This window comes from Buchnera aphidicola (Pemphigus obesinymphae) (assembly GCF_026122815.1).
Classification (GTDB): Bacteria; Pseudomonadota; Gammaproteobacteria; order Enterobacterales; family Enterobacteriaceae; genus Buchnera_C; species Buchnera_C aphidicola_BJ.
The window spans coordinates 1-16,872 of record NZ_JAIWQW010000006.1 but is presented as its reverse complement, the minus strand read 5'-3'; the positions used below and the strand labels follow the sequence as shown (position 1 = coordinate 16,872).

General features: G+C 26.1%; 11 protein-coding genes and 1 pseudogene. 5 read left to right on the top strand and 7 right to left on the bottom strand.

What is annotated here, in order from left to right; genetic code table 11:
* Positions 1-9: 9 nt before the first annotated feature.
* Positions 10-676, bottom strand: a pseudogene (gene ung, locus LDP10_RS01605) (uracil-DNA glycosylase).
* A 171-nt stretch (positions 677-847) separates the two neighbouring features.
* Here ung and LDP10_RS01600 point away from each other — a divergent pair.
* Positions 848-1,453: a peroxiredoxin C gene (locus tag LDP10_RS01600; protein WP_265196997.1), complete on the top strand. Its 606-nt coding sequence runs from the start codon at positions 848-850 to the stop codon at positions 1,451-1,453.
* Positions 1,454-1,584: 131 nt separating this feature from the next.
* Here LDP10_RS01600 and LDP10_RS01595 read toward each other — a convergent pair whose 3' ends face one another.
* Positions 1,585-2,304 carry a DUF2076 domain-containing protein gene (locus LDP10_RS01595; RefSeq protein WP_265196996.1) on the bottom strand — a complete coding sequence of 240 codons (720 nt, stop codon included), beginning with the start codon at positions 2,302-2,304 and terminating at the stop codon, positions 1,585-1,587.
* Positions 2,305-2,890: 586 nt separating this feature from the next.
* Here LDP10_RS01595 and gyrA point away from each other — a divergent pair.
* From gyrA to yfaE, 4 genes are all read left to right on the top strand, one after another.
* A complete protein-coding gene (gene gyrA, locus LDP10_RS01590; RefSeq protein WP_265196995.1) occupies positions 2,891-5,458 on the top strand; it encodes a DNA topoisomerase (ATP-hydrolyzing) subunit A in 2,568 nt (855 codons plus the stop codon).
* 221 nt (positions 5,459-5,679) lie between these two features.
* On the top strand, positions 5,680-7,965 hold the full coding sequence (gene nrdA / locus LDP10_RS01585) for a class 1a ribonucleoside-diphosphate reductase subunit alpha (protein ID WP_265196994.1): 2,286 nt from the start codon (positions 5,680-5,682) through the stop codon (positions 7,963-7,965).
* Positions 7,966-8,039: 74 nt separating this feature from the next.
* On the top strand, positions 8,040-9,170 hold the full coding sequence (gene nrdB, locus LDP10_RS01580; RefSeq protein ID WP_265196993.1) for a class Ia ribonucleoside-diphosphate reductase subunit beta: 1,131 nt from the start codon (positions 8,040-8,042) through the stop codon (positions 9,168-9,170).
* A 12-nt stretch (positions 9,171-9,182) separates the two neighbouring features.
* Positions 9,183-9,440 (top strand): class I ribonucleotide reductase maintenance protein YfaE, encoded by a 258-nt coding sequence (gene yfaE, locus LDP10_RS01575; protein WP_265196992.1) that lies wholly within the window; start codon positions 9,183-9,185, stop codon positions 9,438-9,440.
* Between the two features lie 60 nt (positions 9,441-9,500).
* Here yfaE and pta read toward each other — a convergent pair whose 3' ends face one another.
* The 5 genes from pta to prfA all read right to left on the bottom strand — a co-directional run bounded on the left by pta (position 9,501) and on the right by prfA (position 16,850).
* On the bottom strand, positions 9,501-11,645 hold the full coding sequence (pta, locus tag LDP10_RS01570) for a phosphate acetyltransferase (RefSeq protein WP_265196991.1): 2,145 nt from the start codon (positions 11,643-11,645) through the stop codon (positions 9,501-9,503).
* A 60-nt stretch (positions 11,646-11,705) separates the two neighbouring features.
* Positions 11,706-12,920 (bottom strand): acetate kinase, encoded by a 1,215-nt coding sequence (locus tag LDP10_RS01565; RefSeq protein ID WP_265196990.1) that lies wholly within the window; start codon positions 12,918-12,920, stop codon positions 11,706-11,708.
* A gap of 900 nt (positions 12,921-13,820) precedes the next feature.
* Entirely contained in the window at positions 13,821-14,630 is an 810-nt protein-coding gene (sirB1, locus tag LDP10_RS01560) for an invasion regulator SirB1 (RefSeq protein ID WP_265196989.1), read from the bottom strand.
* 308 nt (positions 14,631-14,938) lie between these two features.
* A complete protein-coding gene (gene prmC / locus LDP10_RS01555; RefSeq protein WP_265196988.1) occupies positions 14,939-15,769 on the bottom strand; it encodes a peptide chain release factor N(5)-glutamine methyltransferase in 831 nt (276 codons plus the stop codon).
* A complete protein-coding gene (gene prfA, locus LDP10_RS01550) occupies positions 15,756-16,850 on the bottom strand; it encodes a peptide chain release factor 1 (RefSeq protein ID WP_265196987.1) in 1,095 nt (364 codons plus the stop codon). The genes prmC and prfA overlap by 14 nt, the downstream gene beginning before the upstream one ends.
* Positions 16,851-16,872: the final 22 nt, after the last annotated feature.

Genomic DNA, 16,872 nt, shown 5'->3' with positions numbered 1-16,872 from the left:
AGTATACTATTAACAAAACCAATTGATAGGTGTTTTACCTTGCTTTATTAATATCTGATTAGCAATAAAAAAATGGCGGCATCCAAAAAACCCACGATAAACTGATAAAGGTGATGGATGCGACGCCTGTAAAATATAATGTTTTTTTCTATTAATAATACTAATTTTACTTTTAGCACTATTACCCCATAGTAAAAAAACTACACCATTTAAATGTTCATTTATGACTTTAATTACTTTATCTGTAAATAACTGCCAACCAATCTGGGAATGAGAACCTGGTTTTCCGGATTCTACTGTTAAAATAGAATTTAATAAAAAAACACCTTGTTTTGCCCAATTATTTAAAAAACCATCCTGAAAGATATAATCTGATGAAAAATTATCGGATATTTCTTGATATATGTTTTTTAAAGAAGGTGGAATAATTTCTCCTAAATTAACAGAAAAAGCCAAACCATGTGCTTGTTTATAATGATAATATGGATCTTGTCCTAAAATAACTACTTTAATAGAAGTAAATGGAGTTAATAGAAAGGCTGTGAATATATCTTTATTAGGTGGATAAATTATTTTTTTTAATCTTTCATTAGATATGAAATGAATTATATCTAAAAAATAAGTTTTTTTTTTCTTTTTTTAATACATCGTACCAATTTAAATTATTATTTGACATAATTACTCCAATACGAGTGAAAATAATTTTATTAATTAATATAATTATATATAATGAAAATATTTAAATAATAAACTATTATAAATAACAGTATTAAGCTCATATTCAAGATATAATATGAATTTAAAATATATCATATTAAATATTTATTTAATAAAAAATGAGGGAAAAATGATTCTAGTTACGCAAAAAGCGCCAGATTTTACAGCTCCAGCAATACTACACAACGGTGAAATAATCGAAAACTTCAATTTTAAAAAATACACTTCAAATACATCTGCTGTATTATTTTTCTGGCCTATGGATTTTACATTCGTTTGTCCTTCAGAAATTATAGCATTTAATCAATTTTATCAAGAATTTAAAAATCGCAATGTAAAAATTGTTGGAGTGTCATTTGATTCAGTGTTTGTCCATAATGCTTGGCGTAATACCCCTATCGATAAAGGTGGTATCGGAAATATTAAATATACCATGGTTTCAGACATTAAAAGAAATATACAACAAATGTATGGAATCGAACATCCTGATTTAGGTATAGCACTAAGAGCATCTTTCTTAATAGACATAAACGGTATTATTCGTCATCAAGTAATTAATGATTTACCTTTTGGTAGAAATATCAAAGAAATGATACGTATGATAGATGCTATGCAATTTCATGAAAAAAACGGTTCAGTTTGTCCTGCTCAATGGGAAAAAGGAAAAGAAGCTATGGAAGCATCTCCTTCTGGAGTGTCTAAATATCTAAGTAAAAATATAAATTACTGTTCTTAAAATAATTATATAAATTCGCTGTAATAATTTAATTTTTTTTAAATATGCATTATAAACATAAAAATGTTAAAAAAGCTAAAAAGCTATTAACAAAAAATATAATGCATATTTATTTATACTATTTTTTTTTATTAAATAAAACTACTATCATCCGATACATCAATATCCGTATCCATAGTATCATCATTTACTGAAATTATATCGTTATCAATATTTTCATGGATATTAGAATTATTATTATCAATATAATGATTATTAACATCATGATTGTCTATATTAGAATCTATTTTTTTTTCTGAAGAGATATTTACATCATTTAAAAAATCTTCTCCAGAATTCTTATGTTGAAAAAGATTCATCAACATGTTACCCATAATCATACCGCCAGCTACACCTGTTGCTGTTTGTAAAGCACTTCCAAGAAAACTACCTACATTACCAGAACTACCAGGTGTAGTTATATTTCCTGTAGGTACATTATTAATTGGTAATGAATTATAATCTAGTTTACCTGATGTATTACCCCAAGCGTTTTTTATATTATTTGGTGAAGATGCCACATTGCTAGAACCGAACAAACCAGATAAAAAACTGGTAGAATTATTTTTATTTTCTTTTTCTTTCATTAACGAAACTTCAGATTCTAATTGATTTATATGTTCATTAAGTTTTTTTATTGCCTCTTCTTGTACCAAAATAATTTGAGTCATATAATAAGGAGCATTCTGTTGTTTCATTAATAATTCTTGAATTAATTTTTCAGCTGATACATCTCGAACCGAAGATTTTTTTTCTACATTTTCTAATCTATTAAATAGATTTTCTATTAAAATTTTTTCTTTTTGTTCCATAATTAACCTATGATCAAAATTTTATGTTTTAATAAATATACAATGTTCCTTAAAAAACATTTTTTAATTTATATTTCGAATAGTAAAAAAGTACAAAAACATTATTTTTATTTAATATAATATATTATTATAAAATAATTTATATATTTTTATATATCTATAAAATAAATTTTTTATTAAATTCATCACAGAATATGCCAATATACCATTTTTTATTAATATAAAATATTAACAAATTTATCGCTACTAAAAATTATTCATAGTAATCGATAGTCTTCATGTTATAATTTAATTAAAATTCAAATACATCATTATAAAATATTAATTTTATCAAAAAATAACATTTTATTAAAAAATTAATGTTTTATTTTTAAAAATATTTTTTAATATATACAAAATTAAATTAAATATTAAACATAATAACATAATTCCTTATTAAAAAATAAAAGTACAGCTAATTTATTTATCATTTATAAAAAATATTTCTTTAAATTAAAGTTTATCTTTTCATTCACTGAATATGTCCATTGTGGTATCATTTGTTACTCTTGATTCTATAAATAATTTATAAAGAGACGATACCTCTATGAAAAACCTTACTAAAAAAATTGTACAGGTTGATATTGAAGAAGAGTTAAAACACTCTTATCTAGATTATGCTATGTCAGTTATTATTGGTCGAGCTTTACCGGATGTAAGAGACGGTTTAAAACCAGTACATAGACGCATACTTTTTGCCATGAGCATATTAAGTAACGACTGGAATAAACCGTATAAAAAATCAGCTAGAGTAGTAGGAGACGTAATAGGAAAATACCATCCTCATGGAGATTCAGCTGTATATGATGCAATAGTAAGAATGGCCCAAAATTTTTCATTACGTTACATGTTGATAGACGGTCAAGGTAATTTCGGTTCCATAGACGGAGATTCTGCTGCTGCCATGCGTTATACAGAAATAAGAATGTCTAAAATTGCGCATGAATTGCTGAAAGATTTAAAAAAAAATACTGTTCCTTTTATACCTAATTACGATGATACTGAAAAAATACCTGAGGTGCTACCAACTAAAATACCAAACCTTTTAATTAATGGAGCTTCAGGAATTGCAGTCGGTATGGCTACAAACATCCCACCACATAACTTAACTGAAGTTATTAATGGATGTTTAGCATATATAGAAAATAATAACATTAATTTGAAAAAATTAATGGAATATATACCAGGACCTGATTTTCCAACAGCAGGAATAATCAATGGTCGTTTAGGTATAGAAAAAGCTTATAAAACAGGAAAAGGGAAAATCTATATTCGAGCACGCAGTAAAATAGAAACAAATATAAAAACTCACAAATCCAGTATCATCATAAACGAAATTCCTTATCAAGTAAATAAATCTCGTTTAATAGAAAAAATAGCTGAACTAGTCAAAGAAAAAAGAATTGAAGGAATTAGTGCATTAAGAGATGAATCTGATAAAGAAGGTATGCGTATCGTCATTGAAATTAAAAAAGACGCAATAGCAGAAGTGGTGTTAAATCAATTATATTTACTGACACAATTACAAACTTCCTTTGGTATAAATATGGTTGCCTTATGTCACGGACAACCAAAAATTTTATCTCTAAAGGAAATACTAGAATCTTTTACTACTCATCGAAAAGAGATAGTAACTCGTCGTACAATTTTTGAATTAAAAAAAGCACATAAACAAGTTCACGTTATTGAAGGATTAATCTTAGCATTGTGTAACATCAACAAAATAATTGAACTTATTAAAAAATCAAAAAATTCGTCGGTTGCTAAAAATTTTTTAATGACTAATCACTGGACTTTAAAAAACGATATTTTATTACAATTTAAAATAAACGATTCAGTCACACTATCAAATAATGAAAAAAAAAATAAATCTACAAACCAAAATCAATATTTATTAACTGAAATACAGGCACAAGCTATCTTAGATTTACGTTTAAATAAATTAACTAATTTAGAAAAAGATAAATTAATAGAAGATTACAATACTATTACAAAAGAAATTTTAAAATTAACTGATATTTTAAATAATCCTGACCGCATGGTTTCTGTAATCCAAGAGGAATTAGTTTTAATAAAAAATACTTTTGGAGATAAAAGAAGAACTGAAATTAACGAAAATACCTCAGATATTAATATTGAAGATTTAATTACCAAAGAAGATGTTGTAGTAACTTTATCACATTCGGGATACGTCAAATATCAACCTTTATCAGATTACAATGCACAAAAAAGAGGAGGAAAAGGTAAATCAGCAGCAAAAATAAAAGAAGAAGATTTTATAGAAAGTTTATTAGTTGCCAATACGCATGATACTATTCTTTGTTTTTCTAGCACAGGAATACTATATTGGATGAAAGTATACCAATTACCCGAAGCAAGTAGACATGCTCGAGGTCGTCCTATTGTTAATCTTTTACCTTTAAATAAAAAAGAAAGAATTACAGCTATACTACCAGTAAAAAAAAATCAAGATAACAACATTAATATTTTTATGGCTACTGCAAAAGGAATAGTAAAAAAAACTGCTTTAAGTGAATTTAGCAGACCTCGTAGTACAGGAATTATTGCCATTAACTTAAAAGAAAATGACGAATTAATAGGAGTAGCTTTAACTAATGGGAAAAATAATATTATGTTATTTACTTCTACTGGAAAAGTTGTTCATTTTTCTGAAAAATCAGTCAGGAATATGGGACGCACAGCTTCAGGAGTGAAAGGAATAAAAACTCATAAAAAAGACCAAGTAGTATCCTTAATTGTTCCTAATGGAAAAGGAAATATTTTAACAGTAACAGAAAATGGTTACGGGAAAAGAACTAAGATTTCTGATTTCCCTATTAAATCACGAGCAACACGAGGAATAATTGCAATTAAAATAACTAAAAAAAATGGCATAATGATTGGAGCAATTCAAGTACTAGAAAATAATCAAATTATGATGATTACCAACGCCGGAACTTTAGTAAGAACCAGGGTATCGGAAGTTGGTATTTTAGGAAGAAATACGCAAGGTGTTATTTTAATACGTACTACAGAAAAAGAAAAAGTAGTGGCTTTACAAAAAGTAAATGAATCTTATTTATCCGAAAAAATAGATACTATCCATGTAACATAAAATTAATATACATTAAAATATTATAATACTATTATTAAAATGTTGTATTTAAGTTTATTTTATATTTTTTTATTTTTAAATAATTGAATTTTTAACATTCATAAGTATTAAAATATTTTATAAAAATAAATTATTAACCTTAAAATACTATTTTTTCTTTAACATAACAAATATTTAATTTGATTAAAAATTAAACATTTAATATAGGTATATAGTCTCACATGCATCATAGTTTATTTGTAACCAAACGAGATGGCAGAAAAGAACCCATTAATTTGGATAAAATTCACCGAGTTCTAACTTGGGCAGCAATAGGCCTGAATAATATTTCTATATCTCAAGTAAAATTAAGCTCACAAATACAATTTTATAATGGCATTAAAACTATTAATATTCATGAAACTATCATTAAAACTGCAGCAGATCTGATTTCTGAAGATACGCCAGATTATCAATACATGGCGGCTAGATTAGCTATATTCCATCTTCGGAAAAAAGCATATGGTCAATTTGAACCTCCTTCATTATATACACACGTAAAAAAAATGGTTAAATTAGGAAAATATGATGAACGTTTATTAATTGATTACTCATCACAAGAATATATCGTTATGAACTCTTTTATTAATCATTGGAGAGATATGAATTTCTCCTATGCAGGGGTTCAACAATTAGAAGGAAAATATTTAATAAAAAACAGAGTAAATGGAAAAATTTACGAAAGTGCTCAATTTCTTTATGTTCTTATTGCTGCTTGTTTATTTTCTAGTTATCCTCAAGAAAAAAGAATGAATTACATTAAAAATTTTTACGATGCTATTTCTACATTCAAAATTTCTTTACCTACACCTATAATGTCTGGTGTTAGAACTCCTAGTCGTCAATTTAGTTCTTGCGTATTAATTGAATGTGCAGATACTTTGAATTCAATTAACGCTACCAGCAGTGCTATTATTAAATATGTTTCTCAAAGAGCTGGTATAGGGATTAATGCTGGACAAATTCGAGCTATTGGAAGTCCTATTCGATCAGGAGAAGCTTTCCATACAGGTTCTATTCCTTTTTATAAACATTTTCAAACAGCCGTGAAATCATGTTCACAAGGTGGAGTAAGAGGAGGAGCTGCTACTCTATTTTATCCTATTTGGCATTTTGAAGTAGAAAATTTACTTGTACTAAAAAATAATAGAGGAATAGAAGAAAATAGAGTAAGACATATAGATTACGGATTACAAATTAATAAATTAATGTATCAACGTATGATATTAGGAAAAAATATCACTTTATTTAGTCCATCAGATGTACCTCATTTATATGATACTTTTTTTTCTAATCAAAATATATTTGAAAAATTATATGTTCAATATGAAAATGATATACATATCAGAAAAAAACATATAAAAGCAATAGATTTGTTTTCACTTATAATGCAAGAAAGAACATCTACTGGACGTATATATATTCAAAATGTTGATCATTGTAACACACATAGTGCCTTTGATCCTAATATTGCTCCAATTCGACAATCTAATTTGTGTTTAGAAATAACATTACCAACAAAATCTTTAAATGACATTCATGATAAAAATGGTGAAATAGCACTTTGTACTCTTTCTGCTATAAATTTGGGTAGTATAAATAATCTTAATGATCTGGCAGATCTTACTACTCTCATAGTTCGAGGACTAGATGCAGTACTCGATTATCAAGATTATCCCGTTTTTAGCGCTAGAAGAGGAGCAAAAGGAAGAAGATCATTGGGAATCGGGGTAATCAACTTTGCATATTATTTAGCAAAAAATGGAGTTCGTTATTCTGATGGATCTGCCAATAACTTGACACATAAAACCTTTGAAGCTATTCAATATTATTTACTTAGTGCATCTTGTGAACTTGCAAAAGAAAAAGGATCTTGTCCTTGGTTTCATCATACCACATATTATCAAGGTATTTTACCGATAGATACTTATAAAAAATACATAGACACCATATGTGATGAACCACTGCATTTAAATTGGGAATTGCTCAGAAAAAAAATAAAAAAATATGGATTACGTAATTCAACACTATCAGCAATTATGCCATCTGAAACATCTTCGCAAATTTCTAATTCTACTAATGGCATAGAACCACCTCGAGGTTATATTAGTATTAAAGCATCAAAAAATGGTATGTTACGTCAAGTAATTCCTGAATATAAAAAACTAAAAAAAAATTATGAATTACTATGGAACATTCCAAACAACAAAGGTTACCTACAACTTGTTGGTATTATGCAAAAATTTATAGATCAATCTATTTCTGCTAATACTAATTATGATCCTAAATTATTCCCTAACGGGAAAATTCCTATGAAACAATTACTAAAAGATTTACTGATTGCTTATAAACTAGGAATAAAAACATTGTATTATCAAAATACCAGAGATGGTGCGGAAGATAATCAATCTATTTTTACAACTCCTATACAAGATGGAAATTGCGATGGTGGAGCTTGTAAAATATAAAATTACACTTTTTACAAAAATGATTGCAATAATAAATTTAACTAAAAATATATATTATATAGGATAACAACCTCATGGCATATACAACATTCTCCAAAAAACAAAATAATCAATTATGTGAACCGATGTTTTTTGGACAACCAGTTAATATTGCTCGATATGACCAACAAAAATACAATATTTTTGAAAAATTAATAGAAAAACAACTTTCTTTCTTTTGGAGACCTGAAGAAATAGATCTTTCTAAAGACTTTATTGACTTTCAAAATTTACCAAAACATGAAAAGCACATTTTTCTTAGTAATTTAAAATATCAAACTCTTCTAGATTCTATTCAAGGTAGAAGTCCAAATGTTGCTTTTTTGCCAATAGTATCTATTCCTGAATTAGAGACATGGATACAAACATGGTCTTTCTCAGAAACAATTCATTCAAGATCATACACCCACATAATAAGGAATATTATACATTCACCGTCATTAATATTTGATGATATTATCGTTAATGAAAATATTGCCACACGTGCAAAAGATATTTCTTATTATTATGATAGTCTTATTACAATGACTAGCTATTGGCATCTTTTAGGAGAAGGTATCCATGTAATAAAAAATAAAAAAATTAATATTAATTTAAATTCATTGAAAAAAAAATTATATTTGTGCTTCATAAGTGTAAATGCATTAGAAGCTATTCGATTTTATGTTAGTTTTGCTTGTTCTTTTGCTTTTGCAGAAAAGCAAATGATGGAAGGAAATGCAAAAATAATCAGATTAATAGCTAGAGATGAAGCTTTACATCTTAATGGAACCCAACATATCTTAAATATTTTTAAAAATAAAAAATATAATGAAGGAATGCACAAAATCGTATTAGAATGTCAAAAAGAAGCATTCGAATTATTTAAATTAATAGCTTATCAAGAAAAAAAATGGGCTGAATATTTATTTCAAGATGGTTCTATGTTGGGTTTAAATAAAGATATTCTTTGCCAATATATAGAATATATTACTAACGTTCGAATGAAAGCAATAGGACTAAAACCCCCTTTCAAAATAAACACTAATCCTATTCCTTGGATTAATTTTTGGTTAAATTCAGATTATGTTCAAAATGCACCTCAAGAAGTAGAACTTAGTTCATATTTAATAGGACAAATAGATTCTAAAATTAGTGATTCTGAATTTAGCGACTTCAAATTATAAGATATGACAAAAATGAACATTAAAATATATAACAAAAATTATCAAATAAAAAAAAATAAAAAAAATAAAACCCTTTTAGAAATATTAGAGTCTCACAATATAAAAATTGATTATCAATGTAGACAAGGATACTGTGGATCATGTAAAATAGATTTAATTAAAGGTACCGTTATTACATCTCCAAAATCTCAACCGATAGTTTATCTTAATCCGGGAGAAATTTTACCTTGTTGTTGTAAAATCAAAGAAAATATTGAAATAAAAATATAAAAATTATGTTTAAATTTTTAATGCAATTAGTTTTATGAACATAAAAAAATGATAATACATTTATAACGATATAGATTGAATAGATGTCATTGCAATAGTATAAACTATATCTTCAATCGTAGCACCCCGTGATAAATCATTCACCGGTTTTTTAAAACCTTGCAAAATTGGACCAACAGCAATTACTTTAGCCAAACGTTGAACTGCTTTATATACTGTATTACCAGTATTAAGATCTGGAAATATCAATATATTTGCGCAACCAGCAATACAAGATTTAGGTGATTTCAAAATAGAGATCTGTGGAACTGTAGCCGCATCATATTGAAGAGGACCATCTACAATTAAATCCGGACGTTTTTGTTTTACTATATATGTCGCTTTTCTTACTTTATCGACCGTTTTACCAGATCCAGATGTATACGTTGCATATGAAATCATAGCTATTTTGGGATCTATTCCTAACAATTTGGCAGTGTCTGCCGATTGAATAGCGATATCAGCTAATTCATCAGAATTAGGTTCAATATTAATTGCACAATCTGCATATATTAATATTTTGTTTGGCAGCAACATAAAAAATAAAGAAGATACTAAAGAAAAACCTGATTTCATTTTAATAAACTGTAATGCAGGTCGAACAGTGTTCGCCGTAGAATTGATAGCTCCAGCAACTATACCATCAACATCATTATTATCTAACATCAAAGTTGCTAAAACTATGTTATCTTTGATCATTTCTTTAGCATGTATAAAAGTCATTCCTTTATGACTTCTTAAGTTAACTAACCGCGTTAAATAATTATTTCTTATTTGTTCAGGATCAATAATATTATTGTATTTGTTCAATAAAATCCCTTCTTTCAACGCTATATCATGTATCCTTTTGGGATTTCCTAATAATATACAATCAGCAATACCTTTTTCTTGACAAATAAATGCAGATTTAATTATACGACTATCATAACCTTCAGGTAAGATAATTCTTTTTTTCACTCTGCTCGATAATTTTATTAAACGATTAAGGAACAAAGTAGGACTTATATTCTTATTTAATACTATCGATTTTTTTAAAGATAATAACCAATCACGATTAATATAATCAGAAACATGATTTTTTATCATCTCTAATCGGATAGAATCTTTAAAATTAACTTTTAAGTTAAAAGAATATAATTTTGATAATATTTTTAATGTATTCGTACTGACTGATAAAATAGGTACACGAATTTTTTTATAATTTTTAAAAAAAACAGTATTCTTATACTTACATTCTTTCATTCCAGTTAACAAAATTAAAACAACCTTACTGTTTTTTATTTTATCTAAAAATGTTCTAGCTACCCATTGCAATTGATCAAAAGGAATTATTAAAACAGAATTTAAAATCTTATCGTTTTGTAAAATAGAACAATATTGATCAAATAAAATAATCTTTTCTATAAAATAACAATTTATTTCACCCATACTCATTATATGCACATCTAAATACTTAAAAAAGTAGATAATTGGTATTTTAATTAATTTTTTACTAAATGGAATAACAGCTAATAATTGTAATTTATTTTTTTTAAAAAACAAATATTCATTCTTATAAAAGTTATCACAGGTACTTATTTTTTTTATTGCTATATCATTCTTATCTTTGTTAAAAAAACATTTTGTATTATCGACAATTTCTTTATTAGTTTTATCAATGATAATACCCGATTTCTTTAGACCATTTTCCTCTTCAAAAACTTTTTTTAAAAAATATGTGCATTCTATTAATGAACTATCAATTTTATTATCTTCTTTAATAATAAAAATGATCTCAGAATTTAATATTTTTGCAATCTTGTAGTTTAATATATTGGACATTATACCTATTTCAGTAGATAAGAATCCTTCTATCACCATAATGTCATATTCTTTTTTATATTTGTTAAATTGAGTAAAAATTTTATCTAGTAATATATTAGTATAATTGATACTAAAAAAAGATTCTGTATACACTAATTTAATAGGTTTAACACAAAATATAGAATCATTCTCAAGAAATAAACTTGTGGTATTATGCTTAATTTTATTATTATGACATTCAACAACAGGTTTAAAAAAACAAACGTTTAAATTTTGATCTGTTATCGATTTTATTAATCCAATAGTAATAGCTGTTAATTCAACATGACTTCCCACTGGAATTAACATTATATTGCGTAACATTAAATACCTCTCATAATTTTGAATCATATTTACAATATAAAAAACATTTATTTCTTTTAGTTATTCATTGATCTTATTAATTAAAGAAATCGTTTCTTGTGCTATAATTAAATCCTCATTACTAGGAATAACTAGAACTGGCGTAGTCCCTTCTATATTTATAAATCCACAAAGACCCGATCTTACTTGCAAATTACGTTTAACATCTACTTTTATTCCCAATAAAGATAATCTAGATAAAGTCAATTCTCTCACTAATACGGAATTTTCTCCAATTCCACCTGTAAATACGACAGCATCTAATCGATCTTCCATTAAAGCAGTATAACCTGCAATATATTTCGCTAATCGATGACAAAAAACATCAATCGATCTTTTTGAATTTTTGTCAAAATAATATTTGTTTTCTGCATAACGTAAGTCACTACTTTTACCATTTAATCCCAATAAACCAGAATCTAAAGTTAAAATCTTATAAATTTCTTGTATTGAAATACCTAACTTATTATTCATAAAAAAAATAATAGCAGGATCAATATCTCCACTTCGGGTCCCCATTACTAAACCTTCTAAAGGAGTTAATCCCATTGAAGTATCTACACACAAACCCCGACAAATAGCAGCTACAGAAGCACCGTTTCCTAAATGACAAGAAATAATATTTAATGATACAGATGATTTATTTAATATTTTTGCAGTCTGATAAGTAATATATTGATGACTAATACCATGTGCTCCATATCTTCTTATATTATAATTACTATAATAAAAATAAGGTATTGCATACAAATAAGATGTTTCTGGCATAGTTTGATGAAAAGCTGTATCAAATACAGCGACATTTTTTTCAGATAAATTAGGTAAAAGGTTTAAAGTGGTTTTTATTCCACAAATATTTATAGGATTATGTAAAGGAGCAAAACAAGAAGCCTCTTCAATATGATTAATCACTTTGGTATCTATAAGAACAGATTTTTTTAGTTTTTCTCCTCCGTGAACTACCCGATGTCCTATTGCAACAATAGACTGAAATAATTTTACCTCTTTTTTTAGAATTTTTTTAAAAACAAAGTTAAGGGCCATTATATGTGACGTTTTTTCATTCAAAAAATGTTTATGTTGAATAGAATTATTCGTCCAAATAACACGTGATTTTGGTAACAATAAAGAATCTACTATACCAAATAAAAATTTTTTACCATTATTGGGATTAATAATGGAAAATTTCAAAGAAGAACTACCACAATTTAATACTAATACCAATTGATTTAACATTTATTAACCCATTAAAAAAAAATAATATTAAACATAAAAAATATAATTAAAAATTAATTTTTACATTATTAAAAATAGAAACTATTAATTCTTAATTTTAAATAAGACGTAAATTAAATAATACTGAAATCTAATAACATTTCATTAATAAATAAATATTTAAATTTTAAATAAGATATAAAACTAAAAATATTATTATTAAAATATTAAAAGTAAGAACTAAAAATTATTTAAAATTTAAAATACACCAAATATTTCTGAAAAATTAAAATATAAAACAATATTAATCATTACTTATTAATATTATTTTATTATCTTAAAATTAACATATATTCAAATAAAGTATTATTTAACACTATTAGTTTTTTCGCTTGTATAAAATAATCACCGTTATAATAAATCATCATATACTAAAAAATAAATATGATTTAAAATCATAAAATATGATTTTTAATCACATCTCAGCGAAAAAATATAAAAAAGTAAATACTATTTTTTTATTAAAAAGAGTATTATATAGCAGAATATAAACCCGTTGCAGAAAATATAACAAGATTTTATTAAAGATAAAAATAGAGGAAGCGATATCAATATATCCTATCGCTAACCTAAATAAACGTCAAGGAGGAAAATACCAACATTACTTAATAAACCTTACTTCATATCTGTATATTTAAAATATTGTTGTCAATCTTTAAAATAATATTTCGCAGATACATATGTTAAAAATTTAATATTCTGATATAAATGTTTATTTAAAAAAAACAAAGATAGTAGCATGCATACATTAATAGAATACATATTTATAAAAAAACGAATATAAAAATATATACTTGAATTACTGTTATGAACATATTTCACCAATTATACTAATACATATAAATAAACATCATTAAAAAACTAATGCAATATTATTCTCCTTTGTTCAATAGAATGAATTTGTACTTTTATAATTTCGCTGATTGGATCTTCAGGACAATGCTCTACAAAATAAATTAAATCTGTCAAAGCAATATGATTACATTCTAATTGAGCATAAATTAATCCTCGATCACGAATTTCATAAGGATCGTCCGGATTAATTTTTAACAATACGTTGCTAACGTTTAATGCTAATTCCATTTTTTTTTCTTCCATTAGTGCTGACTTTAAAGTATCTAATATTTTTCTCATGACGGCAAAAGAATTAGCTTCATACAAATCATTTTCATATAATTCTGTGGTTGGACTAATGTTCCCCTTTAACCATACTCCTAAAATATGTTCATCTAAAGTTTCACCATTAAAAGGATTTATTAACCATACTTCATTATCATTTTTATCAGAACGTAAAATTAATTGAGTGGGGAAAATAACAGGCATTAACGGTAACTCTAATTTATGAGCAATATGCAATAATATTATTCCTAATGATACAGCTGTTCCTTGGCGTGTTTTCAATACGTAATCTAACCACAGTACATCTGAAAGCAAATATTTACCATCAGCTCCTCCAAATTTCCAATGATTATAAAATAATTCTATTAGTTTTTTTAACTGATTGGTTTTATTAGTTTCGTTAGAGATATATGACCTGGCTTCATCTATTCTATCTTGCAATTCAGAAAAAACATCTTCTGAAGGAAAATCTTTACGAATAGTCCGAAAAGCAGTTATAATAGTCTCACAAAGTGGTAATTTAGAAAAATCAAGATTAACAAATGATGTCATATTATTCCCAATAATAATATTTTTATAACTTACTGTAAATATATGATTTTAAAAATAAATTAACTAAAATACGTTTACTTTCTTCGCACCAAATACTAGTTTTATTTTTTTCAATTCAATAATTTACATGAACACATATTATACATTATCATAACACAAATATTTTAATTAATAAAAATGAAAGACATTAAAGAATATAGTACATAACATTTATGATTTAAAATTTAATTTCTTTAAAAAATATTAACTTAGTTTATTTCTTATAAAAAAATTTTACATTAAAAAATGATTACTATCATAACATGTGTTCATATATTTCTTCCAATGGTAATCCGATCATTACCTGAATAATCTTTATAAGATGATATTTCAAAAAAACGATAATGTTTAAACATATTTTGAATTTCTTTTTTTTGATCGTGACTATGTTCTAATAATAACCAACCTAAATAATTTAAATGTTTTTTTGCATACTTGATGATATGTTCAATATCAGCTAATCCATTATTAGATGATATTAAAGAAATAAAAGGTTCAAAAAAAATGTCTTTTCCCAACAAATTAATATCTTCTACCTTAATATAAGGAGGATTGCTAACGATAATATCAAATTTTTCTTTTCCTAACAAAGAAAACCAATTACTGTTGAAAAATCTCACATTATTTATTTTGAATCTATTAGCATTATGTTTAGCTAAATAAATAGATTCCATAATACAATCAATTCCAGTAATATCACAATCAGATCTCATTGTAGCCAAAGATAAGGCTATTGATCCACATCCAGTACCTAAATCTAATATTTTAGATGGTGCATCAGTTAACTTCATCAAAGTATGTTCTACTAAAATCTCTGTATCTGCTCTAGGAATTAATACAAATTTCGAAACGATAAAAGTAAGTGACCAAAATTCTTTTTTCCCTAATAAATATGCTATTGGTTCTCCTAACATACGACGTTTTAGCAAATAATTTATTTGATTTAGTTCTTCTGTATTTAATCGATAGTTTTCATTAATTATTAACCATGCTTTAGATTTTTTTATAATAAAACTTAATAAAACTTCAGCATCAAGTTTATAATATCCACAACTAGATAATTCTTTCGTTGCATACAGCAACCACTCATAAACAGTCATCGTATTTATCGGATAAAGAGGAAAGTATTTCTGCTTGATTCTCTTGAATTATTGGATTAATGATAAGATCTAAATTACCTTGTAAAACTTCATCTAAACTATATAAAGTTAAATTAATTCTATGATCTGTTACTCTATTTTGTGGGAAATTATAAGTTCTACTTCGATCAGATCTCTCTCCAGTTCCTAATAAATTACGACGCACAAATGCATTGTTTTCATGAATTTTTTTAGACTCAGCAGCATGAATACGAGCAGATAAAACAGATAAAGCTTTAGCCTTATTTTTATGTTGCGAACGTTCATCTTGACATTCTACTACATGACCTGTTGGAAGATGAGTAATTCTAATTGCAGAATCAGTGGTATTTACATGTTGACCACCTGCTCCTGAAGAACGAAATGTGTCTATTTTTAAATCACTTGGACGAATAACAATTTTTTCTAATGATAACACTTCAGGCATAATAGCCACTGTACATGTTGAAGTGTGAACTCGACCTTGTGACTCAGTTTTAGGAATTCTTTGAACTCGATGTCCTCCAGATTCAAATTTTAACTTTCCACTCACACCTTTCCCTTTAATCTTAGCTATAACTTCTTTAAAACCACCTTTTTCATTTTCACTAATACTAATTATTTCTGTTTTCCATAAATTAAGCTCTGCATATCTGATATACATACGCAATAAATCACCAGCAAAAATCGCTGCTTCATCTCCACCTGTGGCAGCACGAATTTCAATAAAACAACTACGTGAATCATAAGGATCTTTTGGTATTAACAATGTCTTTATTTTTTTATTTAAAATTTCCGATTTTTTCTTGGCTAAAAATAACTCTTCTTCAGCTAACACGCGAATTTCATTATCATCTAACAACAAACTTAAATTTTCTATTTCTTGCTGATTTTTTTTCCAATCTAAAAAATAACGACTAATATTAGATAATTTTAAATACTCTTTGGATAAAGCACATAGTTTATCTTTATCTAGTTTTGGATTAGTTTCAGATAGCATCATCTCTAACTCTTCGAAACGATCTTGTAAATGTTGTAATTTATCAAGCATAGATTTATTCATTTGTATAATCTACCTTATCATA

Coding starts and splice junctions, on each gene's coding strand:
- yfaE (WP_265196992.1), top strand. CDS start 9,183: ATGAACATTAAAATATATAACAAAAATTATCAAATAAAAAAAAATAAA.
- sirB1 (WP_265196989.1), bottom strand. CDS start 14,630: ATGACATCATTTGTTAATCTTGATTTTTCTAAATTACCACTTTGTGAG.
- LDP10_RS01565 (WP_265196990.1), bottom strand. CDS start 12,920: ATGTTAAATCAATTGGTATTAGTATTAAATTGTGGTAGTTCTTCTTTG.
- nrdA (WP_265196994.1), top strand. CDS start 5,680: ATGCATCATAGTTTATTTGTAACCAAACGAGATGGCAGAAAAGAACCC.
- pta (WP_265196991.1), bottom strand. CDS start 11,645: ATGTTACGCAATATAATGTTAATTCCAGTGGGAAGTCATGTTGAATTA.
- LDP10_RS01600 (WP_265196997.1), top strand. CDS start 848: ATGATTCTAGTTACGCAAAAAGCGCCAGATTTTACAGCTCCAGCAATA.
- prmC (WP_265196988.1), bottom strand. CDS start 15,769: ATGACTGTTTATGAGTGGTTGCTGTATGCAACGAAAGAATTATCTAGT.
- prfA (WP_265196987.1), bottom strand. CDS start 16,850: ATGAATAAATCTATGCTTGATAAATTACAACATTTACAAGATCGTTTC.
- gyrA (WP_265196995.1), top strand. CDS start 2,891: ATGAAAAACCTTACTAAAAAAATTGTACAGGTTGATATTGAAGAAGAG.
- nrdB (WP_265196993.1), top strand. CDS start 8,040: ATGGCATATACAACATTCTCCAAAAAACAAAATAATCAATTATGTGAA.
- LDP10_RS01595 (WP_265196996.1), bottom strand. CDS start 2,304: ATGGAACAAAAAGAAAAAATTTTAATAGAAAATCTATTTAATAGATTA.